The following is a 23,886-nucleotide window of genomic DNA, read 5'->3' on the forward strand; positions in this document are numbered from 1 at the left end:
TGTCGACAACGAGGTGGGTCCCATGAGACCGTCGTTCCTGGCCCTGCGCGAGCTCTCCTTCGCTCGCGGGCGATTCGTCCTGATGGGCTCGGTCGTCGCGCTCATCTCCGTGCTGATGGTGCTGCTCAGCGGCCTGTCCGTCGGACTGGTCAACGACGGGGTCTCGGGGCTGCAGCGCCTCCCCGTGACGTCGCTGGCCTTCCAGCACGACGTGGACGAGAGCTCTGCCTTCTCGCGCAGCGTGATCACCGCCGACGCGGTGGACACCTGGGCCGAGCAGCCCGGGGTCACCGAGGCCGCCCCGTTCGGGAACGCCCTGGTCAACGGGCGCACCGACGGCGGCGCGGAGATCGACCTCGCCCTGTTCGGCGTGGAGCTCGGCTCCTTCGTGGACCCCGGGGCCGACGAGGGCCGCCGCCTGACCGGCGACGGCGAGATCGTGCTCTCCGGCTCGGCGGCCGACGAGGGGGTCGAGATCGGCGACACCGTGATCCTCGAGCCGAGCGGCCAGGAGCTGGAGGTCGTCGGCATCCTCGACGACCAGCACACCTACGGCCACGTGGACGTCGGCTACCTCTCCCTGAAGAGCTGGCAGGAGGCGCGCGCGGGCGTGCGCAGCGGCGACGCGGTGCCGGACCGGGTCTACGACGAGATCACCGCCGTCGCGGTCCGGGCCGACGACGAGGACGCCGTCGACCTCGCGGCCGGTGACGCCGACGCCTCGACCACCTCCATGACCCTGGAGGAGTCCTTCAACGCCTCCCCCGGCTACACCGCCGAGACCTCGACCCTCCAGCTCATCCAGGGGTTCCTGTACGCCATCTCGGCCCTGGTGGTGGGCGCCTTCTTCACCGTCCTGACCATCCAGCGCCGCGGTGAGATCGCGGTTCTGCGGGCCCTCGGCGCCAGCACCGGCTACCTCCTGCGGGAGAGCCTCATCCAGGCGGTCGCCCTGCTCGTCGTCTCCGCCGGTCTCGGGATCGCCGTCGGCGTCGGACTCGGCAGTGCGATCGGCGCCACCGACATGCCCTTCGCCCTGGAGGCAGGCCCCATCGCCGGGGCCGCGGTCCTGCTGCTCGCCCTCGGTGCGGCCGGCGCAGGCGTCGCCGTGCTCAGGATCACCCGGGTCGACCCCCTCACCGCCCTCGGAGGCAACCGATGAACGCCGCACTCACCTTCGCCGACGTCACCCTGACCCTCGGGGACGGCGACGAGACCGTCACCGCCCTCGACCGGGTCAGCCTCACCGTGGCCGCCGGTGAGCTGGTGGGCATCGTCGGCCCCTCCGGGTCCGGCAAGTCCAGCCTGCTCGCCGTCGCCGGCGCCCTGACCGCTCCCACCTCGGGCGAGGTCCGGCTGGGCGACGTCGACCTGGTCGCCGCCAGCCGCAAGGAGCGCGACCGGCTGCGGCGCGACCGAATCGGGTTCGTCTTCCAGAGCACCAACCTGGTCCCGGCGCTGACGGCGCTGGACCAGGTGCGCCTGCCCGGCACCTTCGGCGGGTCCCAGGAGACCCGGGACCCGATGGCGCTGCTGGCCGAGGTGGGCATGGACCACAAGGCGACGCGGCGACCGCACGAGCTCTCCGGGGGTGAGCGTCAGCGGGTCGGCATCGCCCGGGCCCTGAGCACCCGTCCCGACCTCCTGCTGGTCGATGAGCCCACCGCGGCGCTCGACCGGCGACGGAGCCAGGAGGTCGTCGGCCTGCTGGCCCGTGAGACCCACGAGCACGGGGTCGGGACCCTGATGGTCACCCATGACCAGGACGTCCTGCACCACTGCGACCGGGTCTATGAAATGCTCGACGGCAGACTGGGGCCGGCGGCGCTCTGACCCGCCCGGTCGAAGAGGGGAGGCCCGCATGCCGAGGATCGACGCACCCACCATCGCCGAGCACCACGCTCGGCGGCGGCAGGCGCTGGTCTCCGCCGCCCGGGCTCTCCTCTCCGAGACCGGTCAAGCGCCCTCCATCGCCGCCGTCGGCCTGCGGGCCGGGGTGGCCAGGAGCAGCGTCTACCAGTACTTCACCTCCGCCGACGCCCTGCTGGAAGCGGTGGTCGCCGAGGTCTTCCCCGACTGGTCCCAGCGGGTCCAGGACCGGGTCGACGCGGCGGCCACCCCCGGCGAGAAGGTCTGGGCCTACGTCGAGGCCACCTGGGACCTGATGACCGGGAGCGAGCAGTCCGTCGCCCGTGCCCTCGCCGGCGTGGTGGACCCGCAGGTCCTGCACGGTCCGATGGAGAGGTTCCACGAGCAGCTCCAGGTCCCGCTGCGCGAGGCCCTGGCCGCGCTCGGCGAGGCGGAGCCGGCCGCGATGGCCGACCTCGTCCAGGCGATGATCGTGCAGGCGGCCCGCGACGCCCGTCCGGACGACGACGACTTCTCCTGCGCCGTTCCGGAACCGGGGCGGCAGGCGGCCCTCGGTCGCCTCCGGCGGGTCCTCGCCGGCTACCTGGCCCTGCCCTGAGGGCGGACCGGACGCGGGACGACCCAGGCATCGCCCACCGGGTCCGGTCTAGTCGGAGGAGTCGACGCCGGTGCTGCGAGTGATCACGCGCGCGGCCTCGGCCTCGGTGATGCCTGCCCGGAGGGCGACCTCGCGGAGCCTTGCCCGAGCCGCCGCCGGACCCACGCCGTGACGGCCCATCAGGATCCCCACGGCGACCTCGACCTCCGGGGAGCCGTGTCGCGTGGGCGTGCAGCTCTCGGCCAGGCGGCGGGTCTCGAAGGGGAGGTCGGCGTTGCGCACGACCGCCTCGGCCGAGGCTCCCAGCGCCTCCGCGAGAGCCTCGTGCCGGCCTTCGAACGCCGTGGGGGTCGAGGCGTAGAGGCTGACGTTTCCCACGACCTCGCCCTGGTCGAGGATCGGCAGCGACAGGGTCGAGGCGACCCCCGCCGCCGCACCCGCCTGGGCGTCGTCGAGCCAGCGCTCCTCGTCGAAGAGGTCCCCGCCGGCCGCGCCCCGGCCGCTCTCAGCGTCATCGCGGCACGGCGCCCGGTCAGGATCCCGGCTGTCCTCGGCCGCCACCGTCTCCTCGTTGGCCACCAGGGTGAAGGTGACGCCCTCGGAGACCAGACCCACGCTCATCCCGACGCACTCGGGCACGATCGCCTCGGCCCGTCGCGCCGCGCCCAGGAGGGCGAGCGCCAAGCCCACCTGATGGTTCCGCGCCATGTCGCGCAGCACCGCGGCCGTCTCCGGCACTGGCTCCATACCCCACCCCTGTCGTCCGGTCGGACGCTCCGTACCCCGCCGTCCGAGGGGGTATGCCGGACGCACCGGCCACCAGACGTCCCACCCGCCCGGCAGGCTCGTGGGCGCCCCTGGAGGACCCGGACGACCCGGACGACCCGGGCGACCGGGTCGGCGGGCTGCTCACCCGGCTCGGGCTGTGAGCGTCTAGCTCTCGAGCTTCTTGGCGTACCGCTCGTCGGTGCTCTCGACGACCTCCTGGGCCACGTCGCGCAGCTTGATGTTGCCGTGCTGGGAGGCGCGCACCAGGAACTGGAAGGCACGGTCGGAGGGGATCTGGTAGCGCTCGACGATGATCCCGATGGCCTGGCCGATCACCTTGCGGGTGGCGATGGCCTGGTTCAGCTGGTCCTCGACGCGCACCCGCCCCAGCGCGATGGCCGCATGGGTGGCGAACAGCTCGGCGAGGTGGACGGAGTCGGGATCGATCGTCTCCGAGTCGGTGGAGTAGAGGTTCAGGCCGCCGAGGGTCTCCTCCTCGGAGTAGACGACGTCGGTCTCATCAACTGGCTCGCCCTGGGCGTCCCCCATGCAGGACCGTCCCGCGCCGCCATCGACGCGACGGACTCACGCGTCCAGTTCGCGCATGAGGCCGGGCAGCTCCCGGGTCCAGAGGTCCACGTGCCGGTCGGCCAGCTCGTGGGGCAACCCCAAGAGGGAGGCCCACGTGAAGACGGTGTCCACCGGCATTGCGCGGAAGTGGTCGGTCAGCAGCTCCGCGGCTTCCTCCGCGCTAGCGATGACGAGTCCGCGGGAAGCGCCGCCCAGGCCGGCAGCCAACGCGGCATCGACGTCGGTCGAGGTTGAGCGTGGGGCGCGGTCGGGGCCTGGCTGGGCCGCGTCGTAGGTGTCCCAGAGACGCTGGTAAGCCTGAGCCACGACGTCTCGATCACGCGCGGGCGCATCGGTGAGGAAGACGTTCACGGCACCGGACATCCGTCCGACCCGCTCGACGTCGTGTCCTCCCTCGACGAGACCCGCACGGTAGTGCTCCCAGAGATCTCGCCTGACGCCGAGGAGAGGAGACCCCTCCCGTCCAGCACGACGGACACCCACCGGGCCCCCGCAGCCGAGCCACAAGGGGACCTCGCGTTGGACCGGAGGTGGTGTCACACCACCCGAGGAGAGGGCGGAGCGGATCGCGTCCCTGGCCGCGAAGAGTGAACGCAGCGGCGCCGTCGGCGGGGACATCCCGAACATGGCGAACTCCGCGGCACGCGATCCTCCCCCGAGTCCCAGGTCGAGCCGTCCGCCGCTGAGGTTGTCGACGACGGCGGCTTCCTCAGCCACCTGCTGCGGATGCCGCAGCAGCGCCAGCAGGACCGCCGTACCGATGCGCACGTGCCGCGTGCGTGCCGCGACGGCGGCCGCGAAGGTGAGCGGCTGGGGAAGGTAGCCGTCCGGATAGCCGTGGTGCTCCGACAACCAGACCGAGGATGCCTCCGTCTCGTCGACTCGCTCGCACAGGGCGAGTGCCCGCTCGTAGACGGAGGCCCACGGTTGCTCCTCGGAGCCCCGCAGGTCGAGGTAGATTCCCAGATTCATGTCGACCCGGTCGACGACGACCGGTGCTCACCTCCCCCAGCACCCACGGCTTGCGGACACTCAGATGTAGAAGCCGCCGTTGACGCAGATGTTCTGCCCGGTCATGAAGCGGGCGCCGTCGCTGACGAGGAACGTGATGACGGGCGCGATGTCGACGTCGGGGTCCCCGAACTCACCGCCGAGCGGCACGCGCTCCCGCAGCCTCTCGAAGTAGACGACCCGCTCCTCCTCGGTGAGGTTGCGGCGGTACTCGTCCACCATGGGCGTCGACGCGGTGGGGTGCAGCACGTTCGCGCGGATGCCGAAGCGCGCCCACTCCACCGCGATGGTGCGCGTCCACGCCATCACCGCTCCCTTGGAGGCGGCATAGGCGGCCCGGTCCGGGAGCGCCGTCAGGGCCGCCGAGGAGGCGAAGTTGGTGATGCTGCTCCGCTCCCCCTTCTGCAGGTGCGGAAGGGCGGCGCGGTTGGTCAGCATCGTGCCCCGGGCGTTGACGTTCATCACCTTGTCCCAGTCCTCGTCGCTGAGGTCCTCGGCCGGGCCCTGGGCGAACGCGCCGGCGGCGTGCACGAGTGCGTCCAGGCCGCCGAGCCCGTTGGCGGCCTCGTCGACCACCGAGAAGACCTCATCACGATTCGTGACGTCACAGGTCAGGAACCGCTGTCCGGTCTCCTGCGCGACCTGCTGCCCGAGCTCCTCCGCGACGTCCAGGGAGACCACGGAGGCTCCTGCTCCAGCAAGCGAGCGGACGCAGGCTGCGCCCAGTCCGCTGGCTCCCCCGACGACGATGACCTTCTTGTCCATGGTTCTCCTTGCGCGTTCGGTGGGTGTCTCGGGATACGTGCCGGAGCCGGTCAGTCGACGCTGACCCAGCGCCGAGGACTGGACTCGAAGCTCCGGGCGTACCCGGCCAGCGCCACCTCCGTGTGCAGCGCGTGGCCCGTGGCCGGGTCGAGGTACTGACGGGTCTCGACGCCCTCGTTGACCGTGGTGACCAGCACCGGGCACCCCTCGGTCCAGTGGTCGGGTGCGTGGGCCAGGACGGCCTGGGAGCGGGTGCTGACCGCGACGCGGCCGCGCTGCTCCACCCCGGGCGCGATGGGGAGCGCGGGCGTGCGCATGAGCTCCTCGGGGTCGACCGGCGCCGGCGGCACCGCGGCGGGGCGGGCGTGGGCCAGTCGCTGGCTCAGGAGCACCTGTCGGTAATCGGTCGTCCCGTCGTTGACGTCGACGCCGTAGACGTCCAGCGCGTCCTCGGGGGTGATGAGTCCCGCCTCGACGTCCTCGAGGACAGCAGACACCTCGCGGTCCAGCGGGTCACCCCAACCACCGCCTCCGGCGGCCCTCACGGAGTAGCTGTGCCCCTCCGGGATGGTGAAACCCTGCTCGTTGCTGCCGATCGGCGTGACCGTGCCGTCCGGGTGGTGCAGCTCGAGACTCGCGGGACGGCCGGGCGCCCCACCCGCGGTACCGACCATCGGCACGTAGCCGTGCCCGCCGATCGTCGCGCCGGTGACGAGCGGCGAACCAGCGATGGCGAACTCCAGGTCCACCCCACGGCCACCGCGGAACTGACCGGCGCCGGAGGCGTCGGCCGAGCGGCGCCGGTACAGGAACCGGATCGGGTACCAGGACTCGCTGACCTCCACGTCGTTGGCCTGGATCGGGGACTTGCGACCGACGAGGTTGAAGTTGAAGTCGGTGCCGTCCCGATCGTGCCCGGCCGGCGAGCCGTTGCCCGACCCGTCGACCATGATCCAGGAGTCGGTGCGTCCGGAGTCGACCTTCCCCGAGAAGGTCACCACGGAGTTCGCCGACATCGTCTGCGAGCTGGACAGGAACTCCCTGCTCGGGCTGTCCGGGGACGCCGCCACAGCGGCGTGGAACGTCCGGAGTGCGGCTTCGCTGGCGTCGTGCGAGGCGGGCATGTGTGCGGCACCCACGGGAGCAGGGTGCAGGCAGTTCAGCAGGCTGCCCTCCGGGCAGTGCACCTCGATCGCGTCGTAGAACCCCTGGTTCAGGGGCAGGTCACGGCCGATCAGTCGCTGCAGCTCGACGCCGATCTTGCCCTTGACGATGTATGCCTTCGAGTTGAAGAAGTGGTCCGTCTGGGGGGCGGTGCCGGTGAAGTCGAACCGGATCGAGCCTCCCTGCACGGTGGTCGTGCAGGGGATCGGGAAGCGCTCCTCGTTCCACTCGGCCCAGCCGGTGGACCGGTAGACGCCGTCCTCGAGCAGCTCGAGCTCGGCGCGCAGGGCCTCCTCCGTGCGCCGGTTGAGCTGGTCGAAGCCGTCGCGAAGCGCCTCGGGGCCCATCTGCTCCGCCAGCTCCTTGAGCTTGGCCGCGCCGACGTCGACCCCGGCGACCAGGCCCCGGATGTCCATCTCGACCAGGTCGGCCATCCGCACGTTGTTCAGCAGGATGTTCCACGTGTCGCGGCGTTCCACACCGGCCGCCAGCAGCTTGACCGCGGGCAGTCGCATGGCCTCCTGGAAGCAGTCCGTGGCACCAGGGGCGAACGAGCCGGGCTGCATGCCGCCGACGTCGACCAGGTGCGCGGAGTTCGCCAGCCACGCGACCAGCTGACCGCGGGCGAAGACCGGCTTCATGATGAAGGCGTCCTGGGCGTGCAGCCCACCACCACGGTGCGGGTCGTTGGCGAAGAAGACGTCCCCGTCCTCGATGTCGTCGCCGTGCTCGATGAAGACGCCGGCGACGGCGTTGGTGGCCGCGAAGAAGTGGTTCGCGATGTGCCCGCCGCCGGTCACGAGACCGCCCCGGGCGTCGAGCAGGGTGCAGGAGTAGTCACCTCCCTCCACCACGAGCGGGCTCACCGCTGTGCGCTGGATGGTCGCAGCACCCTCACCGCAGAAGGCGTCGAGCTGGTGCCGCAGGACCTCGAGTGCAATGTTGTCAAGAGACATCGGAGTTCACTTCCAGTCGCAGGGAGCGGCGCTCGCTCACCGTGAGCGTCGCGCCGCGGGGGACGAACACGGTGGTGTCGACGTCGTCGGCCAGGGCCGGGCCCTGGATCCGGTCGCCGGGCACCAGGGAGGGGGTCCGGTAGCACGGGATCTGCTCGCCACCGTCGCGGTCGAGGTAGACCGTGCGGTACGACGACGCTTCGGGGGCGCCCCCGCTGGAGGTCGCGGCGTCGCGCGGGAACGTGGCCCGGGGCAGCCGCCCGGTCGCGACGGCCCGCAGGAAGGTGACCTCCAGCTGGGCGTTGCGGCCGATCGCGCCCACGCCGTAGCGGGCGCCGTACTGCTCGAGGAAGACCTTCCGGATGGTCTCGACGTCGAACGTCGTCCCGTCCACCGGCACCGAGACCTCCGAGGTCTGCCGGAAGAACCGGACGCCCACGTCGAAGGAGACCGCACGGTCCTCCTCCGGCACGCCGTCACCACCGACGTCCTCGAACACCGCGTCACCGAGCCGCTTCAGCTCCGCGGCGATCTCCTCGGTGTCAGCGCGCTCCAGCAGCACGTCCGCGGACTTGATCCGTTGACGCCGGACGTCGGCCGAGGCCGCGCCGAACGCCGACAGCACCGAGGCCGCGGGGGGCACGATGACCTGCGGGATGTTGGTCTGCAGCGCGATGCTCCCGGTGAACAGGCCACCGCTGCCGCCGTAGGAGATCAGGGACAGCCCGCGGGGGTCGAGGCCGCTGGACCCCGCGTGCAGCCGGGTCGCCTTGACCATCTCGGCCAGGGCGATCTCGCGAATGCCCCAGGCGGTCTCCTCCGCGGAGAGGCCCAGCTTCTCCCCCAGCGTCGCGCAGGCCTTCAGGGCCGCGTCGCGGTCCAGGGTCCCGCCCACGAAGCTGGTGGGGTCGATGTATCCCAGGACGACGAGCGCATCGGTGATCGTCGCGTCCGTGCCGCCGTTGCCGTAGCAGGCCGGTCCGGGCTTCGCCCGCGCCGAGCGCGGTCCCACCCGCAGCAGACCGCGACCGTCGACCCAGGCGATGGACCCGCCGCCGGACCCGATCGAGAGGGTGTCCACCCGGGGCTGCGCGAGGATCATCCCGTGCAGCTCGCCGCGCTCGGAGCGCTGCGGCTGACCACCGGTGATCACGGCGAGGTCGAAGCTGGTGCCGCCCATGTCGCCGCAGATCGCCTCGGTGATGCCTTCGTCGGCGCACACCTCGGCGGCGGCCATCACCCCGGCCGCGGGGCCGGAGGCCACCAGCACGACCGGCGAGCGACGCGCCTCCGCGAGGGTCACCGTGCCGCCGCTGGTCTGCAGCAGCAGCAGCGGCACCCGCAGGCCGGAGTCGGCCAGCTCGTGCGCCAGGGCCTCGATCCCGTCCAGGGACTTGCTGATGACGGCGTTGAGCACCGCCACCAGGCTGCGCTCGTACTCCCGGATGCTCGGGTGCAGCTCCACACCGCTGAACACGGGCAGGTCTGGGAACTCGCGGCGGACGAACTCCACGACCGCGAGCTCGTTCTGCGGGTTCTTGAACGACCACAGGAACGAGACGGCCAGGGCCTCGATCCGGTGGTTCTCCACAAGATCGGTGACCGCGGCACGCACGGCCTCGAGGTCCACCGGGACGAGCACGTCCCCGTGGCGATCGGTCCGTTCCTCGATGCCGACCACGGCCGACCGCTCGATCGGGCTCCACGGCGGGACCAGCCAGCCGTCGATCGAGACCCGCCGGGACCGCGCCATCGAGATGGTGTCCTCGAACCCCACCGTCGTGAGCAGCCCCGCGGGGACCCCCTGCTTCTCGACCAGGGCGTTGGTCACCGCGGTGGTCCCGAGGCCGAACCGCTCCACCCGGGCGAGGAACTCGTCCAGGGGCAGCCCGACCTGCTCCGCCACCAGCCGACAGGCGCCCAGGACACCACGACCGAAGTTGGCGGGGTCCGTCGGCGACTTCGCCCGCCACAAGGACTCCCCGTCACCGCAGGCAAGGTCGGTGAACGTCCCGCCCACGTCGATACCGATCGAGAACCCACCCGACCCCGACACGCCACTGGCGTCCATCACGAACTCCTTGCTCTCGTCATTCACAGTCATGGACGAATCCGTACACAGTCGCTCCGTCGAGCGCGTCCAGCAGGACGGCCCGGACCGGCGTACCGGGCTTCAACGCCTCGTTGCACCGGCAGATGATCCGGCCGGGGAGGCGCACGCCCGCCTCCATCTCCACCGAGCCCGTCAGGTACGGCGTCATCCGCCGCCAGGGCTCGGGCAGGCTCACTCCGCTGGCCGGGAGCTTCCCGATCGACTCGTGGGCCCGCACTGCCACGTCCACGGTGCCTCGCGGCTCGATGGGCTCCCACGCGTAGACGTCGCTCAGGCACTCGTGGCAGTGCGTCGAGAGCGGGAACCGGAGGGTCTGGCACTCGCCGCACCGCTGGAGGGAGAGGTGACCGCCCTGCAGCGACTCCCAGAAGCCGGCGGTGTCGGGGTGGACGTTCGGTGCGCTGCCCGGAGCCGCGGCCACGCGCTCCAAGACAGGCACCTCAGTGAGGCTCTCGCCGTCAGCCATCTCAGTTCGTCCTCTCGTTCGTGAACACCAGGGCGTCGCCCCAGGCGGCCCCCCACTGGAGGACCTTCGCGTCCTGGATCTGGCGTGCGCCGGCCTCGCCGCGCAGCTGCCTGACCATCTCGATCATGTGCCCGTAGCCGTACATGTGCCCCTCGGCCAGGCTTCCCCCCGAGGTGTTCATCGGCAGGGGCGAGTCCAGCCCGATCCCCTTCTCGCGGACGTAGGCGGCCGCCTCACCGGCGCCGCAGTAGCCCCAGCGCTCCAGCGCCATCCAGATCATCTGCGAGTACGGGTCGTAGGTGTAGAGCCCGTCGACGTCCTCGCGGGTGATGCCTGCCATCCGGAACGCCGGGAAGGTGTCGGGCGCGACGTAGTCGTACCTCGAGCTCACACCAGCACCCATGCCGGGGCGGGAGAAGAAGGCGTAGCCGTCGCGTGAGGACTGGATCCCCTGGGCCCCGGTGAGGTGCACCATCGGGCGTCCCAGGTCGGCCGCCCGCTCCGGCGTCGTGACCAGGAGGCAGGTGGAGCCCTCGACCATCTGGCAGATGTCGGACTCGCGCAGCGACCCGATCAGCTCCGGCTCCGCCAGGTACTGCTCGACGGTGAGCGCCTTGTCACGCAGCAGCGCCTTGGGGTTGTCCGCGGCCATGCGACGCAGGGTCACGGGGATCTCGGCCATGTCCTCGACGGTCGCTCCGTAGCGGTCCATGTACTGCTGGAGCGCCAGGGCGGCACCGGCGGTAGCGCCGGGAGACCCGTGCACCGTCCAGTTGGCGTACGGGCCGCCGCCGTCGCGGAACGCCTCGTCCACGGCACCCAGGGAGGTCGCCATCTGCGGCAGGTGGCGGTAGTAGCCGGTCCCGGTCGTGAAGCTGTTCACCACGGCCACGACCTCGGCCACACCCGTCGTCACAGCCATCGCAGCCTGCTGGACCGCCGTGGCGGTCCAGCGTCCGTGCGTCCACAGCTGGCTGACCCAGGACAGGTCCAGTCCCGCCGCCACGACGAACTCGTCGTAGTCAACGCCGCGCCAGGCACCCCAGTTGGTGACCAGGCCATCGACGTCGGCCTTGGTCAGGTTCGCGTCACCGAGGGCGGACCGGAACGACTCGAACTGCAGCCGCAGCGGGCTGCGGGCCGCATCGGGGCCGATCACGTCGCTGGTACCCACACCCACGACACAGGCGTTCAAGCTCATCCAGGTTTCCTCTCGCCATCTTCCGGCTCATCGTCGTCAGATGGGCCGGCGCCAAGACTAACTAGACAACTAACTATTCTTTCTGTCAAGGGTCCCCTCCCTCCGGATGGCCCCGACCCCGGTGCGCGTCAGCTCACCACGCGGTGTCGTAGATCGGGTCGTCCGGGTACAGGCCACCGCGAGGCGCGCTCTCCGGCATCCCGCCAAGGATCCCGTCGTAGTCGTCGGACGAAGGGAACTCTGCGACGTGGTCGTGGATCACCAGCCTCCGCAGCACCTTCCACTCCCCACCGCGACGTTCACACAGGTCCCGGTAGCGACCACCCAGGATCTTCGTCGTCCCGCCGCGGGTCACCATCACGAAGGTGAAGGCGGTCTCGCGCTTGGCCTGCTCTCCGTCCAGCTCCACCAGGACATTGGTGATGTAGTGGTGGGAGCGGTGCCGGGACGTCTTCTGGTTCCGGTGGGCCCATTCGCAGAACTCGTGGGCCGATCCGACGAACGCCCCGTGGTTGTCCGTCGCCTCCGGCCAGAAGGTGGACTTCATCAGGTCGAGGTCCTTGCGGTCCTGGCCGCGGCAGTAGAGGGCGATGTTCTCGTACAGCTCCTGCTTCGCCACCAGCTCGGACAGGACGCTGCCCGCGACCCCGGCGTCCGGGGTGGTCGACTGACGCTGCTCTGAACTCATCTCGGGTCCCTTCGTCGGGTGGTTGGGTCGCTACTCAGGCCGGTGGGCGGCCAGCACGTCCTGAGCCACGCGATCGAAGAACGGCTCGAGATCAGGCATCTCGCTCTCGACCCACGCAGGGAACTCGTCCCAGGTCACGTCCTGGGAGTAGCCCAGCTCCTCGATGACTCCGCGCCACGTGTCGAGGGCCTGTCGAGCGTCGTCGATCAACGCCTCACCATCGACCCCGGCCGACGATCGCTGTGCGATGTCGGCCAGCTTGGCCTCCTGGTGGTCTCGCAGCGCCCCGAGGTCGTCGGTCTCCCAGAGGTGGAGCTCCACGCCCTCCTCCTGCGCGACGGTGAGGGCCTCGGCGGCCGCCCGGAACTGGGTCTCACCGCTGTAGCCGACCAGGAAGTCCTCGAGCCGGTCGACCAGCAGCTGCTGGGCCGCCAGCGGCAGGCTCTCCCACGTCTCCAGGCTCATGTCGAAGGCGGCCGGGGCCGCCGTCAGGGATGCGGTGTCGCTGAAGGTCAGGTGGTCGCCGACCTCGAGGAGGCCGGCCACGAGCTGCCCCACGATCGGTGTCGCGTCGCAGTCCGTCACGCCACGCTGCATCGCGTCGTACGCCTCCCCGAACGGCACGTCCACAGGGGTGAACCCGAGCGCCTTGACCTCGTCGGCCGCGCCGGACCCGCCCGACGCGCGGATCGTCCTGCCCTCGGCGTCCGAGGTGGACGTGACCGGCTCGTCCTTGCACAGGATCACCGGACTGATCTCCGGGAGCAGGGGGAGCAACGGCTTCAGCCCCCGCTCCTCGTGCTCCGCACGCAGGTCGTCGCGCGCGGAGAGCGCGACCGCTGAGCTCAGGAGCTCCAGGCTTCCCGCGACCGGGGACGGCTCGTGAAGGAAGAACGTCTCCTGCGTCGCCGCGGCGACCGGGAAGGAGTCCAGCACCGCGCCGTAGCTCCAGACACCCATGTCGAGGAGCCCGTCCTCCATCGCCTGCGCCACCTCCGTGATGGGTGCCACGGCACCGGAGTAGCTCACCTCGAAGGTGATCTTGCCACCCGACCAGTCCTCGACCGCTTCGACGTAATTCTCCACCGCCACCGAGTGGGACCGGTTCGGGGGCTGGTTGGAGCTGATCCTCAGCTCGACCGGTTCCATGTCCGCCAGGGCCTCGACGAACGCCTCCTTCGAGGCCCCCGCGGGCACGGACTCCCCCGTCCCACCGGCCTCGGACGAACCGCCGCATCCGGCAAGGAGCATCCCCAGCACGGAGCCGGAGGCCGCGAAGGCATAGCCGCGAGCCCTCGCCCGGCCGGCCTGGGTTCGTTTCGTGATCTGTCGCATCTGTTCTTCCCTCATCTGGTCGGCGGTCGAAGTCGGTCGGTCAGTACGTGGCGCGGCCGCCGCTGAGGTCGTAGACGGCGCCGGTGGAGAAGGAGACGCTCTCCGAGCAGAGGAAGGCGATGAGCTCCGCCGCCTCCTCGGGCCGCCCCGCACGCCCCATCGGAATGGTCTCCACGATCCGGCGCAGCACCTCGGGAGGTGACTCCACGTTCATGCCGGTCGAGATGAGTGCGGGCGCCACGGCGTTCACCAGCACCCCTGAGGTGGCGAGCTCCTTGCCCACCGCCTTCGTGAGCGCGATGACGGCGCCCTTCGAGGCGGAGTAGGGCGCGAGGGTCGGCTGACCGTCCTTGCCGGCCATGCTCGCGATGTTCACCACGCGCCCCCACCCGCGGTCGCGCATGGCCGGGATGAAGGCCTTCATGGTGTGCACGGTCCCCAGCACGTTGACCGCGAACAGCTTCTCCCACTCCCCCGTGTCGATCTCGAGGAAGGGTGAGCTGGCGCCCATGATCCCCGCCGAGTTCACCAGGATGTCCACCGGTCCGACGCTCTTCGCGACCGCGGCGACCGAGGCCTCGTCGGACACGTCGACCTCGTGGTCGGCACCGCTCAGGTCGAGGGTGACCACGCGGTGCCCGTCCTTCCGGAGGCGTTCCACCGTGGCCGCCCCCAATCCGCTGGCAGCCCCGGTCACCAGTGCCGTTCTCGTCTTGCTCATGCCGCTTCCTCCTAGGGTGAGGGAAAGGGACCAGGCGTCACGGCCGGCCCCGGACGACGGCAGGACCGGCGCGACCCCATGGATCGCGCCGGACCCTGCCGTCAGGACAGGCCCGGCCTCACTCCGGTCGGTGCTCCCCGAGGGCGTCCTGCACGACCTTCTCGAACAGGGGCTGAAGGTCGACGTCGTTCTCCTCCAGCCACGCCGGGTAGTCCTCCCAGCTGACGCCGGAGTCGTCGTAGCCGAGGTCGGCGATGATCCCGCTCCACTTCTCCTGAGCCGCCTGCGCCTCGTCGACGATCGTCTGGCCGTCGAGGCCGCCGAACGTCTCCCCGGCGATCGCCTTGAGCTTCGCGGCGTGCTGCGCCTCGAGCTCGTCGAGGTCCTCCGCGCTCCAGGTGTGGAACTCCACCCCGTGCTCCTTCGCGACGGCGATCGCCTTGGCGGGGTCATCGAGCTGACCCACCTGGCTGAACCCGACGAGGAAGGCGTCGAGACGGTCGAACAGCAGCTGCTGAGCCGCGAGCGGCAGCTCCTCCCAGACCTCGAGGCTCATGTCGAAGGCACCGGGCGACGCGGTGAAGGGCGTCCCCTCGGAGAAGGTGAGGTGGTCGGCGATCTCGAGCTGACCGGTCGCCAGCACACTGGTGATCGGCGCCCCCTCGCAGTCGGTGACGCCGCGCTGCATCGCGTCGTAGGCCTCCGCGAACGGCACGTCGACCGGAGTGAAGCCGACGGCGCCGAGCTCGTCCGCGAGTCCCGAGCCACCGGCCGCGCGGATCGACCTGCCCTTGGCCTCGGCGGAGGAGGTGACCGGGTCACCCTTGCAGAGGATGACCGCGCTGGAGATGGGGAGCAGGGGGAGCATGGGCTGCAGGCCCTGGCTCTTGATCTCCTCCCGCAGGTCCTCGTTGGCTCCCTGCTCGACGGCAGCGGCCAGGAGGCCCAGCGTGCCGGTCAGGGGGCTGGTGTCGTGCAGGAAGAACGTCTCCTGCGTCGCCGCGGCGATGGGGAAGGTATCGAACAGCGCCCCGTAGCTCCACATGCCCATGTCCATGAGCCCGTCGGCCATCGCCTGGGAGGCCTCGGTGATCGGGGCGACGGCCCCGGAGTAGATGACCTTGAAGGTGATCTTTCCGCCGGACCACTCCTCCACGGCCTCCGCGTAGTGCTCCACGGCGACGGAGAATCCCTGGCCGGGAGACTGGTTGGAGCTGATGCTCAGCTCGACGGGGTCCATGTCAGCGAGGGCGTCGATGAACTTCTGCTTCTCCGCGCCCGCGGGCACCGACTCACCCGATCCGCCCGAGGAGCTGCCCCCGGCTCCGCATCCTGCCAGCAGCGCGACTGCCAGCGTCGCGGCCACCCCGGCCGCGTAACGGCGAGACCGCGTGACGGCCCCGCACCTCCAAGTGTCGTTCCACATCTTCTTACGTCCCTCTTTCGATTGGTTGCAGCGCCGCTCGACAAGAACACGACGATCGCCTCGTCTCGCCACGCGCACGACACCGAGAACGCGTACGACGCGACGCGTCGGACCCGTTTCCACAGCCGCGACCTCGTCGCCCCGGCCGTCCGACGGACAGCAGGACGTGCTCGATCCACTGGGAAACCGATGGCCCACCGCACGGTCGGTAGTTGTTGTTCGGTCAGCAAGTAATATTCCTTGTGACGTGGCGCACGTCAAGCCCCTGCCCCGGTCCTGGATACAAAATTTGTTACGCGTCCAGTTAGTGTCGGAGCAGAGTGACGTCGGGCCCGGCCTTCCGGGTCCTTCCGGCCTCGACCAGCACCCAAGCCCCCTGCAGGGCCACAGCGCGAGAAGGAGCTCAGGATGGACAAGAAGATTATCGTCGTGGGGGGTGCGAGCGGCGTGGGCGCGGCCTGCGTGCGCTCCCTGGCGGCAGCAGGCGCTTCAGTCGTCTCGCTGGACGTCTCGGAGGACGCCGGCAGGGAGGTGGCCGCCAGCGCCGGGCAGCACTTCCTCCGCTGTGACGTCACCGACCGGGACGAGGTCGGCCGCGTCGTCGACGAGGCGGTCGAGCGCCTGGGCGGACTCGACGCGCTGGTCCACGTGGCGGGAATCCTGCTCCAGGGCCCCGCGGCGGAGCTGTCGGCCGCCGACTGGACACGGGTGATGGACGTCAACGCCCGCGGACCGGTCTTCACCAACCAGGCGGCGCTGCCGCACCTGAAGAACTCCGAGCGGGGCAGCATCACCAACTTCGCGTCCTCGTCGGCGCTGACCGCCTACCCCAACGGTGCCGCCTACGCGGCCTCCAAGGGCGCGGTGACGGCCTGGACGCGAACGATCGCGGTCGAGTGGGCGCCGTACGACGTCCGCGCCAACGTGGTGCACCCCTCTGCCGCGACGCCCATGCTGGAGAACCACCGCAACAAGCTCTCGGACGAGGAGAAGATCGCCTACGACGAGCTGCTGCGCCAGAAGGTGCCGCTCGGGGGCAAGTTCGGGGACCCGGACCGGGACATCGCCCCCGTGATCACCTTCCTGGTCAGCGACGCGGCTCGCTTCATCACCGGCCAGAACATCGCCGTCAACGGCGGCTACTACATCTGACGCCGGACGCAGAAGAACCCTCAGGGCCTCGGCCCTGAGGGTTCTTCTGCGTGGTCCGCGTCGGCGACCTACGGTCCCGACATGTTGTCCGGGATCCAGGTGACGAACCCCGGCGCCGCGATCATGATCCCGATCAGCAGGAGCGGGATCGGCACGACCCAGCAGGCCGCCACGAGGACGGAGGACAACGGGATCTTGTGGCCGACGTTGACAGCCGCGTCCTGCACGATCCCGTGGATGATGTAGGACATGACGCCGACGGGTGGGGTCAGCATCGCCAGCTCCATCAGGATCACCACGAACACCCCGAACCAGATGGGTGAGATCGAGAGCGGCTCCAGCAGCGGAAGCAGCAGGGGGACGGTCAGCAGCATGATCACCAGCGACTCCATGAACATGCCGAGCACCAGGTAGACGACGGTCACCAGCATCAGGAACTGGACCCGACCGAGCTCCATCTCGATCACCATCTCCACGAACCCGTCGGCCAGACCGCTCAAGGACAGCAGGCGGCTGAACATGTGCGCCCCGATGAGGAGGAAGAAGAGGGCGCCGACGGTGGAGACCGTCGCCTTCGTCGCCTCCGCGACCGCCGCGAACGGCCGGTCCTTGCGCCGCATCGCGAGTCCGATGACGACCGCCCCCAGCGCGCCGACCGCACCAGCCTCGGTGGCGGTGAGCACTCCCCCGTAGATGCCGCCGACGATGACGATGATCAGGATCGGGGCGGGCCAGATGGGGCCCAACGAGCCGAACCTGTCGGACCAGCTGGACGACACGCGCGCCTTGCCGCGGCCACCCATCGCCGGCCTAATGATCGAGAGCCCGACGAACGTGGCGATGTAGAGGCCCGTCAGGACGATGCCCGGCAGCAGCCCCGCCATCAGCTGCGGACCCACCGCCGTCTGCGCCACCCCGGCGTAGATGACCATCAGCAGGCTCGGCGGGATCAGGTGGGCCAGCGTGCCGGCCGCCATGACGGACATGATGGCGAGGCGCTTGTCATAGCCCGCCCGAAGCATCTCAGGGATCCCGGCCCGGGCCAGGGGGAAGATGCTGCCCAGGGTCGATCCCGAGAGCGAGGCGAAGCCGGCACCGGCAAGCCCGGTGCCCGCCGCCAAGCCTCCCGGCAGCCAGCCGACCCAGTGCCTCGCCGCCGTGTAGAGATGCCGCGTGATCCCGGACTCGAAGAGCATCACGCCCATGAACACGAACATCGGGATGACCGTGAGGGACCAGGACGCCGAGGTGTCGAACGGCATCCGGCTGAGCGTGCCCTCCACCGCCCGTTCACCCGTCAGCGCCCACAGCCCCAGAAGTCCGGGCGCGGCCAGGGCCACCGCCACGGGGATCTTCATCGCCAGGAACGTGAGCATCATGAGGATCGCGAACGTGCCGATCATCCCCGGCGACACGTCGAGCCACATGCCCACGCCCGTGGCTGCCACGAGCCCCCAGAGCACGATCCGCCAGGCCCACAGGGAGCCAGCCCGCGGCGCGGGCGGCGCGGGCGGCACGGGCGCGCTCGCGACCACACCGCCCGTCACGTCGTCAACGGGAGGCGTCTTCTCCTGCTCGTACAAGCTCACAGCGTTGCTCCTTCGAGGTCAGTGGGCCTCTTCGCGTCGTCGGGCTCTCCGCTTCCCGAACCCGGGAGCAGCCCGACCGACCGGAGCAGGTCACGCGCGAGCTGGAGGCAGAAGATCGCGAAGCCCAGGGGCACGATGAACATGAGTGGCCAGATCGGCACCCAGGACGTGGGTGAGCTGCGACCGACCTCCCTGGCCTCCATCGCCTCAAGCCAGCCGAACCACGCGCACGCCAGGCAGAAGACGAGGACCAGCAGGTCGCCGGCGAACGTCACCTCGCGACGGATCTGCGCAGGCATGCGGGTGTACACCAGATCCGCCGCGATGTGCTCTCGCTTGCGGTGCGCCACATTGATGCCGAGGAACACCAGCACCGGCATGAACCAGTAGGTGCTCAGCTCGATGCTTCCCGCGATCGGCTTGCCAGCGGTGCGTGACAGGGCGTTGGCGACGGCGACGACCATCAGCCCGCCCACGGCGATCCCAGCCGGGATCGTCAGCAGGTCGACCGCGGCGTCCAACCGGCTCCGCCGGCGACTCCGGGCGCTCACCGGTGGCACCTCCTGGTCCTCGTGCGCTGGCATGACATGCCTGCGCGGCGCCCCCCGGCTTCCGCGGTTCCGGCACCGCCCTCTAGTACTCGCATGACACTTCCTGGGTTCTCGGGGAAAGTTTGTCGGTTAGACAACTATCGCTGATGGAACCACAGAGGTGACCCCCGCCACAAGAACCCGGGAGTGACAATTCGAACCCCCGGAGCGAACCCCGGAGCGGCCGGGCAGATCGACCGCTCCCCGCGGGCGAACCGGGCGCCGAGACCACGCCGATAAAACTTGTTCGTTGACAAACTTCAATTTTGGGCAATGATGGTCGTCATGGAAACCGAGAACGGTCAAGCGACGTGGCGGCCGCGCGAGGTCGCGCCGGCCGGCACACGGCCGGCCCCCAGGCCCGAGCAGGACCGAGGTGGCCCCGACCTCGACTCCTTCCCGTTGATGAGCAAGGGGAACAAGTACGAGGACTTCTCCGTGGACCAGGAGCTGGTCCACCACTGGGGCCGGACCTTGACCGAGGCCGACAACGTCGCGTTCTCGACCGCGACCTGCGCATGGCTGCCTCTCCACCTCAACGCCGAGTACGCCAGGTCGTTGGGCCACCCCGACGCCGTCGTGAACCCCATGCTGGTCCTGTGCACGGCTGTCGGGCTGTCGGTCGAGGACCTCAGCGAGGCCGGCGGGCCCTTCCTGGGCATCGACGAGTGCGTGTTCCGCCGCCCGGTCTACCCCGGGGACACGATCTCGGCCACCTCCCGCGTCGTCGAGATGCGGACGTCGGCCAGCAAGCCGGGCGTCGGGATCGTCACCTGGCACACCAGCGCACGCAACCAGGACGGGGAGCTCGTCCTGGAGTTCGACCGAACGAACCTGGTCGTCGCTCGCGGCGACCACCCCAACCCTCCCAACAGAAGGAACGACCATGCCTAGCAACCGGCTGCGACGTAGCGAGCTCTCGACCCCCGGGCACAGCCCGAAGATGATCGCGAAGGCAGCGGCCAGCGACGCGGACCTGGTCTTCCTCGACCTGGAGGACTCGGTGGTGGCCTCGGAGAAGGTCCCCGCCCGGAGCAACATCATCGAGGGTCTCAACACCCTCGACTGGGGCATCAAGACCCGGGCGGTCCGCATCAACCCGGTCAGCACCGAGTGGTGCCACGGAGACCTGATCGACATCGTCACCCAGGCCGGACAGAACCTGGACGTCGTCATCATCCCGAAGGTGATGAGCCCTCGGGACGTGTGGTTCGTCGACGACCTCCTGACCCAGCTCGAGACGCGGCTCGGCCTCGAGGCCGGCCGCATCGGCCTGGAGGCGCTGATCGAGGAGACGCAGGCGCTCGCGTGCGTGGAGGAGATCGCGGCGAGCTCGCCGCGGCTCGAGGCCCTGATCCTCGGCGTCGGAGACCTCTCCGCCAGCCAGGGCATCCGCCTGGGACACATCGGCGCGTCGGCCGAGGGCAAGAACGGCTACCCGGGCGACGTGTGGCACTACGCCCGCAACCGGATGATCGTCGCCGCGCGGGCCCACGGCCTGGACGCCGTCGACGGACCCTTCGGTGGGATCGCCAACCCCGAGGGCTACGAGCGCGAGGCCAACTGGGCCGCGACGCTGGGCGCGGTCGGGAAGTGGGCCATCCACCCCAGCCAGATCGCCATCGCCAACGAGGTCTTCGCACCCACGCCGTCTGAGATCGAGCGGGCCACCGCCGCCGTGCAGGCCGTCCGGGAGGCCGAGGAAGCGGGACTGGGCGCCGCCTCGTTCAATGGAATGATGATCGACGCCGCGACCGCTCGCATCTTCGACGCCGTGCTGGAACGTGCACGGCTGTGCGGTGTCGCATGAGCGGTGCACCCGCGCCCGGAGCGCTGGACGGGGTGAAGGTCCTCGACCTCACCGCGATGCTCGCCGGTCCGTTCGCGACGATGCTGCTCGTCGACATGGGCGCGGACGTCGTCAAGGTCGAGCCCGCCACGGGTGACCGTACGCGAAAGCTCGGCCCTTTCCGCGCTGACGACGACCGGACCGTGGCCCTGGGCGGCTACTTCCAGTCGGTCAACCGGGGCAAGCGCAGCATCGTCCTCGACCTGAAGGACGAGGCGGGCGCCGCGCAGTTCCTGGACCTCGTGCGGGTCGCCGACGTGGTGGTCGAGAACTTCTCCTCCGGGGTGATGGAGCGCCTGGGCCTCGGCTACGAGGTGCTGTCGCAGGTCAACCCCCGGCTCGTCTACGCGGCCCTGCGAGGCTTCGGCGACGCCCGGTCCGGGCAGAGCCCCTACGAGCAGTGGCCTGCGTTCGACATCGTCGCGCAGGCCATGGGCGGGTTCGCCGGCATCACCGGGCCCGTCGGGGGCCCGCCGCTGAAGTCCGGCCCCGGGATCGGGGACATCTTCCCCGGAACCCTGCTCGCGCTGGGCGTCACCGCGGCCGTCCGGCACGCGGAGCGCACCGGCGAAGGGCAGTTCGTCGACGTCGGGATGTACGACGCCGTGCTCGCGCTGTGCGAGCGCATCGTCTACCAGCACTCCTACACGGGGATCACCCCCGAGCCGATGGGGAACGGCCACCCGCTCCTCTCCCCCTTCGACATCATGCAGACCGCGGACGGCTGGATCGCCGTGGCCGCACCCAGCGACAACCACTGGCGCATCCTGGTCGAGGCGATGGGCCGGCCGGAGCTCGCCGACGACCCGCGCTACCTCGACAACGTGGCACGCGTCGCGCACGGGGACGAGGTGCGCGAGATCCTCGGCGGTTGGCTCGCCGGGCACACCACGGCCACCGTGATCGGTCTCCTGGGCGGGCGAGTGCCCATCGGTCCGGTGCACACGGCTGCCGACATCTTCGCGGACAAGCACGCAGGCATCCGGGAGATGCTCGTCGAGGTCGAGCAGCCCGGTTCCGACCGGCCGGTGACGATCGCCGGCTCCCCCGTCAAGTTCAGCGCCACGCCGGCGCGCGTCCGGGGGCGAGGCCCCTCGCTGGGCCAGGACGATCCGGCCGCCGTTCTGGACGCATGGTCCACTCCCCCGCACGAGGCAGACACCCGCGACACAACAGGTGGTGATAGCAGTGACTGATCACGACACCGTGCTCGGACCCTGGGGCTGGTTCGAGGACTTCTATCCCGGTCAGCAGATGCGCCACTCGCGCGCCGCCACCGTCGGCGAGCTCGAGGGGAGCGGGCCGGCCAAGCAGGTGATGAACACCGCGCAGGCGCACTTCAACGACCACTTCATGAAGGGCTCCTCCCTCGGCGACGACCGCCTGGTCTTCGGGCTGGCCACGGCCTCCCTGGTCTACGGGCTCTCGTCGCAGGACACCGCCGAGCACGCTGCCGCGGAGCTAGGCTGGTCCAAGCTGCGGTTCAAGGCGCCCGTCCACCACGGCGACACGATCGAGGCGTTCACCGAGGTGGTCTCCGTCGAGCCAGGCGAGGACGACCGAGCGCCCGGGACGGTGGTCTTCCGGCACTGGGGACGCCGGCAGGACGGCGTCGTCGTGTTCGAAGGCGAGCGGTCGACGCTGGTGCGACGCCGTCCCTCCGGGGTCGGCGCGTGACCGGAGCACCCGGACCCACCCTCACTGAGCAGGTGGTGGCCCGCGCCCGTGGCGTCGACCTGGATCGGGCAGACGTGGTCGCGGGCGCCCTGCACTGCATCCTGGACACGCTCGGCGTCGCGATCGGCGCCGTGCGGGAGCCGGTGACCGACCTGGTCCGCAGCGAGGCCCTGGAGGAGGGAGCCGCACCAGCGGCGACCCTGTGGGGCACCGGCGAGCGCGTGTCGCGCGCCCAGGCCGCCCTGGTCAACGGCACCGCCGCCCACGCACTCGACTTCGACGACGTGAGCGCCCTCATGGAGGGCCACCCCTCCGCCCCCGTTCTCCCCGCCCTGCTCGCGGTGGCGGAGGGGACCGCCGCGAGCGGCAGGGACCTGGTCTCGGCGTTCGTCACGGGGTTCGAGACCCAGGCACTGGTGGGGCGCCTGATGGCGCCCTCGCACTACGCCAGGGGCTTCCACACCACCGCGACCGTCGGCGCCTTCGGGGCGGCCGCGGCCTGCGCCCGGTTGGCGGGGCTGGACGACGCGCACTGGGCGCAGGCGTTCGGCATCGTCGGGACGCGCGCTGCGGGGCTCAAGTCGATGTTCGGCACCATGTCCAAGCCCCTGCAGGTGGGGGCGGCCGCGGAGTCCGGCGTCCGGGCCGTCAACCTGGCCAGGCGGGGAGTCACGGCCCATCCCGACGTGCTGGGCGCGCCGCAGGGCTTCCGGGACACCCAGTCCGAGGCCTCGGGACAGGCTCCCGAGTGGGGGTGGTCGACGCCGGCCGTGACGGCGGTGCTCTTCAAGTACCACGCCGCCTGCTACCTGACGCACTCCGCCATCGAGGGCATGCTGTCCCTGCGCGAGGCGGGCCTGACCCCCGACCAGGTCGAGAGCATCGAGGTCCGGGTGCCTGCGGGGCACCTCAGCGTGTGCAACATCGCCGAGCCCACGAGCCCGCTCGAGGGGAAGTTCAGCCTGCGGTTCACCACCGCGATGGCCCTCGCCCGCGGCGACCTCAGCGAGCAGGCGTTCTCGGAGGAGTCCGTGCAGGCACCGGAGGTGGTCGCGTTGCGCGACCGCGTCCAGGTGGTCGCGCGTTCGGGCCCGAGCCGTTCCTCGGCGCTCAGGGTCACCCTCACGGACGGGACCGAGCGTGTGGCCGAGGTCGACGTCAACAGGCCGACCCCGGCGGATGAGCTCGACAGGCGCTGGCACTCCCTGGTCTCCAAGTTCCACTCCCTGGTGGATCCGGTGCTCGGGGCGGAGGCTGCCGACCGCATCGTGGCGGCCGTCTCCGAGCTGCCCGCGGCGCCGGACGTCCGGACGCTCGTGACCGCCCTGGCCGGTGGCGGCACGCCCGGCTGAGCCCG

The 23,886-nt window shown here is 70.6% G+C and carries 24 protein-coding genes; 10 read left to right on the plus strand and 14 right to left on the minus strand.

All coding sequences use genetic code 11. From position 1 onward, the window contains the following. Positions 1–22 precede the first annotated feature (22 nt). From AC4BGE_RS14090 to AC4BGE_RS14100, 3 genes are read left to right on the plus strand one after another with little or no spacing between them, the layout of a single operon-like run. Positions 23–1,162: an ABC transporter permease gene (locus AC4BGE_RS14090; protein ID WP_490575682.1), complete on the plus strand. Its 1,140-nt coding sequence runs from the start codon at positions 23–25 to the stop codon at positions 1,160–1,162. Continuing rightward, positions 1,159–1,833: an ABC transporter ATP-binding protein gene (locus AC4BGE_RS14095; protein ID WP_490575683.1), complete on the plus strand. Its 675-nt coding sequence runs from the start codon at positions 1,159–1,161 to the stop codon at positions 1,831–1,833. Before AC4BGE_RS14090 ends, AC4BGE_RS14095 begins: the two co-directional genes overlap by 4 nt. A gap of 28 nt (positions 1,834–1,861) precedes the next feature. After that, entirely contained in the window at positions 1,862–2,467 is a 606-nt protein-coding gene (locus AC4BGE_RS14100) for a TetR/AcrR family transcriptional regulator (protein ID WP_490575684.1), read from the plus strand. Positions 2,468–2,515: 48 nt separating this feature from the next. Here AC4BGE_RS14100 and AC4BGE_RS14105 read toward each other — a convergent pair whose 3' ends face one another. Then, complete coding sequence (locus AC4BGE_RS14105; RefSeq protein ID WP_490575685.1) at positions 2,516–3,214, minus strand: GAF and ANTAR domain-containing protein; 699 nt, start codon at positions 3,212–3,214, stop codon at positions 2,516–2,518. Positions 3,215–3,267: 53 nt separating this feature from the next. Here AC4BGE_RS14105 and AC4BGE_RS14110 point away from each other — a divergent pair, with 53 nt between their 5' ends. Further along, a complete protein-coding gene (locus AC4BGE_RS14110; protein WP_490575686.1) occupies positions 3,268–3,396 on the plus strand; it encodes a hypothetical protein in 129 nt (42 codons plus the stop codon). A 4-nt stretch (positions 3,397–3,400) separates the two neighbouring features. Here AC4BGE_RS14110 and AC4BGE_RS14115 read toward each other — a convergent pair whose 3' ends face one another. The 11 genes from AC4BGE_RS14115 to AC4BGE_RS14165 form a co-directional block, all read right to left on the minus strand. Then, positions 3,401–3,784, minus strand: a complete 384-nt coding sequence (locus AC4BGE_RS14115) for an ANTAR domain-containing protein (RefSeq protein WP_490575687.1) — start codon at positions 3,782–3,784, stop codon at positions 3,401–3,403. Positions 3,785–3,820: 36 nt separating this feature from the next. After that, a complete protein-coding gene (locus AC4BGE_RS14120; RefSeq protein ID WP_490575688.1) occupies positions 3,821–4,798 on the minus strand; it encodes an LLM class flavin-dependent oxidoreductase in 978 nt (325 codons plus the stop codon). Between the two features lie 60 nt (positions 4,799–4,858). Next, positions 4,859–5,602: an SDR family NAD(P)-dependent oxidoreductase gene (locus AC4BGE_RS14125; RefSeq protein WP_490572160.1), complete on the minus strand. Its 744-nt coding sequence runs from the start codon at positions 5,600–5,602 to the stop codon at positions 4,859–4,861. A gap of 50 nt (positions 5,603–5,652) precedes the next feature. Then, complete coding sequence (locus AC4BGE_RS14130) at positions 5,653–7,722, minus strand: hydantoinase B/oxoprolinase family protein (protein WP_490575689.1); 2,070 nt, start codon at positions 7,720–7,722, stop codon at positions 5,653–5,655. Further along, complete coding sequence (locus tag AC4BGE_RS14135; protein WP_490575690.1) at positions 7,712–9,826, minus strand: hydantoinase/oxoprolinase family protein; 2,115 nt, start codon at positions 9,824–9,826, stop codon at positions 7,712–7,714. Before AC4BGE_RS14135 ends, AC4BGE_RS14130 begins: the two co-directional genes overlap by 11 nt. Continuing rightward, positions 9,813–10,274 carry a Zn-ribbon domain-containing OB-fold protein gene (locus tag AC4BGE_RS14140; protein ID WP_490575691.1) on the minus strand — a complete coding sequence of 154 codons (462 nt, stop codon included), beginning with the start codon at positions 10,272–10,274 and terminating at the stop codon, positions 9,813–9,815. The genes AC4BGE_RS14135 and AC4BGE_RS14140 overlap by 14 nt, the downstream gene beginning before the upstream one ends. Before the next feature lie 28 nt (positions 10,275–10,302). Then, a complete protein-coding gene (locus tag AC4BGE_RS14145) occupies positions 10,303–11,502 on the minus strand; it encodes a thiolase C-terminal domain-containing protein (protein ID WP_490572156.1) in 1,200 nt (399 codons plus the stop codon). A gap of 133 nt (positions 11,503–11,635) precedes the next feature. After that, positions 11,636–12,190: a nuclear transport factor 2 family protein gene (locus tag AC4BGE_RS14150; protein WP_490575692.1), complete on the minus strand. Its 555-nt coding sequence runs from the start codon at positions 12,188–12,190 to the stop codon at positions 11,636–11,638. A 30-nt stretch (positions 12,191–12,220) separates the two neighbouring features. Continuing rightward, positions 12,221–13,525: a TRAP transporter substrate-binding protein gene (locus tag AC4BGE_RS14155; RefSeq protein ID WP_490575693.1), complete on the minus strand. Its 1,305-nt coding sequence runs from the start codon at positions 13,523–13,525 to the stop codon at positions 12,221–12,223. A gap of 40 nt (positions 13,526–13,565) precedes the next feature. Next, positions 13,566–14,246: an SDR family NAD(P)-dependent oxidoreductase gene (locus AC4BGE_RS14160; RefSeq protein ID WP_490575694.1), complete on the minus strand. Its 681-nt coding sequence runs from the start codon at positions 14,244–14,246 to the stop codon at positions 13,566–13,568. Positions 14,247–14,364: 118 nt separating this feature from the next. Beyond that, positions 14,365–15,612, minus strand: coding sequence for a TRAP transporter substrate-binding protein (locus AC4BGE_RS14165; RefSeq protein ID WP_490575695.1), 1,248 nt, complete (start codon positions 15,610–15,612; stop codon positions 14,365–14,367). A 468-nt stretch (positions 15,613–16,080) separates the two neighbouring features. On the opposite strand from AC4BGE_RS14165, the gene AC4BGE_RS14170 reads away from it, so the two are divergent. Next, positions 16,081–16,824, plus strand: a complete 744-nt coding sequence (locus AC4BGE_RS14170; protein WP_490575696.1) for an SDR family NAD(P)-dependent oxidoreductase — start codon at positions 16,081–16,083, stop codon at positions 16,822–16,824. Positions 16,825–16,892: 68 nt separating this feature from the next. On the opposite strand, the gene AC4BGE_RS14175 is transcribed toward AC4BGE_RS14170, so the two are convergent. After that, complete coding sequence (locus tag AC4BGE_RS14175) at positions 16,893–18,413, minus strand: TRAP transporter large permease (protein WP_490572150.1); 1,521 nt, start codon at positions 18,411–18,413, stop codon at positions 16,893–16,895. Further along, positions 18,410–18,934, minus strand: a complete 525-nt coding sequence (locus tag AC4BGE_RS14180) for a TRAP transporter small permease (protein ID WP_490575697.1) — start codon at positions 18,932–18,934, stop codon at positions 18,410–18,412. Before AC4BGE_RS14180 ends, AC4BGE_RS14175 begins: the two co-directional genes overlap by 4 nt. A 354-nt stretch (positions 18,935–19,288) precedes the next feature. Here AC4BGE_RS14180 and AC4BGE_RS14185 point away from each other — a divergent pair, with 354 nt between their 5' ends. Genes AC4BGE_RS14185 through AC4BGE_RS14205 form a run of 5 tightly spaced genes read left to right on the plus strand, consistent with a single transcriptional unit; the run spans position 19,289 to position 23,881 of the window. Further along, positions 19,289–19,897, plus strand: a complete 609-nt coding sequence (locus AC4BGE_RS14185; protein WP_490572148.1) for a MaoC family dehydratase — start codon at positions 19,289–19,291, stop codon at positions 19,895–19,897. After that, positions 19,890–20,813 carry an HpcH/HpaI aldolase/citrate lyase family protein gene (locus AC4BGE_RS14190; RefSeq protein WP_489966388.1) on the plus strand — a complete coding sequence of 308 codons (924 nt, stop codon included), beginning with the start codon at positions 19,890–19,892 and terminating at the stop codon, positions 20,811–20,813. Before AC4BGE_RS14185 ends, AC4BGE_RS14190 begins: the two co-directional genes overlap by 8 nt. Continuing rightward, a complete protein-coding gene (locus tag AC4BGE_RS14195; RefSeq protein ID WP_490575698.1) occupies positions 20,810–22,048 on the plus strand; it encodes a CaiB/BaiF CoA transferase family protein in 1,239 nt (412 codons plus the stop codon). The genes AC4BGE_RS14190 and AC4BGE_RS14195 overlap by 4 nt, the downstream gene beginning before the upstream one ends. Beyond that, on the plus strand, positions 22,041–22,529 hold the full coding sequence (locus AC4BGE_RS14200) for a MaoC family dehydratase (RefSeq protein ID WP_490575699.1): 489 nt from the start codon (positions 22,041–22,043) through the stop codon (positions 22,527–22,529). Before AC4BGE_RS14195 ends, AC4BGE_RS14200 begins: the two co-directional genes overlap by 8 nt. Then, positions 22,526–23,881 (plus strand): MmgE/PrpD family protein, encoded by a 1,356-nt coding sequence (locus tag AC4BGE_RS14205; protein WP_490575700.1) that lies wholly within the window; start codon positions 22,526–22,528, stop codon positions 23,879–23,881. The genes AC4BGE_RS14200 and AC4BGE_RS14205 overlap by 4 nt, the downstream gene beginning before the upstream one ends. Positions 23,882–23,886 lie beyond the last annotated feature (5 nt).

The sequence above is a fragment of the Nocardioides sp. Z50_6 genome, from assembly GCF_058215755.1.

Coding starts and splice junctions, on each gene's coding strand:
- AC4BGE_RS14125 (WP_490572160.1), bottom strand. CDS start 5,602: ATGGACAAGAAGGTCATCGTCGTCGGGGGAGCCAGCGGACTGGGCGCA.
- AC4BGE_RS14195 (WP_490575698.1), top strand. CDS start 20,810: ATGAGCGGTGCACCCGCGCCCGGAGCGCTGGACGGGGTGAAGGTCCTC.
- AC4BGE_RS14190 (WP_489966388.1), top strand. CDS start 19,890: ATGCCTAGCAACCGGCTGCGACGTAGCGAGCTCTCGACCCCCGGGCAC.
- AC4BGE_RS14120 (WP_490575688.1), bottom strand. CDS start 4,798: ATGAATCTGGGAATCTACCTCGACCTGCGGGGCTCCGAGGAGCAACCG.
- AC4BGE_RS14155 (WP_490575693.1), bottom strand. CDS start 13,525: ATGCGACAGATCACGAAACGAACCCAGGCCGGCCGGGCGAGGGCTCGC.
- AC4BGE_RS14105 (WP_490575685.1), bottom strand. CDS start 3,214: ATGGAGCCAGTGCCGGAGACGGCCGCGGTGCTGCGCGACATGGCGCGG.
- AC4BGE_RS14095 (WP_490575683.1), top strand. CDS start 1,159: ATGAACGCCGCACTCACCTTCGCCGACGTCACCCTGACCCTCGGGGAC.
- AC4BGE_RS14090 (WP_490575682.1), top strand. CDS start 23: ATGAGACCGTCGTTCCTGGCCCTGCGCGAGCTCTCCTTCGCTCGCGGG.
- AC4BGE_RS14115 (WP_490575687.1), bottom strand. CDS start 3,784: ATGGGGGACGCCCAGGGCGAGCCAGTTGATGAGACCGACGTCGTCTAC.
- AC4BGE_RS14150 (WP_490575692.1), bottom strand. CDS start 12,190: ATGAGTTCAGAGCAGCGTCAGTCGACCACCCCGGACGCCGGGGTCGCG.
- AC4BGE_RS14160 (WP_490575694.1), bottom strand. CDS start 14,246: ATGAGCAAGACGAGAACGGCACTGGTGACCGGGGCTGCCAGCGGATTG.
- AC4BGE_RS14135 (WP_490575690.1), bottom strand. CDS start 9,826: ATGACTGTGAATGACGAGAGCAAGGAGTTCGTGATGGACGCCAGTGGC.
- AC4BGE_RS14145 (WP_490572156.1), bottom strand. CDS start 11,502: ATGAGCTTGAACGCCTGTGTCGTGGGTGTGGGTACCAGCGACGTGATC.
- AC4BGE_RS14130 (WP_490575689.1), bottom strand. CDS start 7,722: ATGTCTCTTGACAACATTGCACTCGAGGTCCTGCGGCACCAGCTCGAC.
- AC4BGE_RS14185 (WP_490572148.1), top strand. CDS start 19,289: ATGGAAACCGAGAACGGTCAAGCGACGTGGCGGCCGCGCGAGGTCGCG.
- AC4BGE_RS14100 (WP_490575684.1), top strand. CDS start 1,862: ATGCCGAGGATCGACGCACCCACCATCGCCGAGCACCACGCTCGGCGG.
- AC4BGE_RS14170 (WP_490575696.1), top strand. CDS start 16,081: ATGGACAAGAAGATTATCGTCGTGGGGGGTGCGAGCGGCGTGGGCGCG.
- AC4BGE_RS14110 (WP_490575686.1), top strand. CDS start 3,268: ATGCCGGACGCACCGGCCACCAGACGTCCCACCCGCCCGGCAGGCTCG.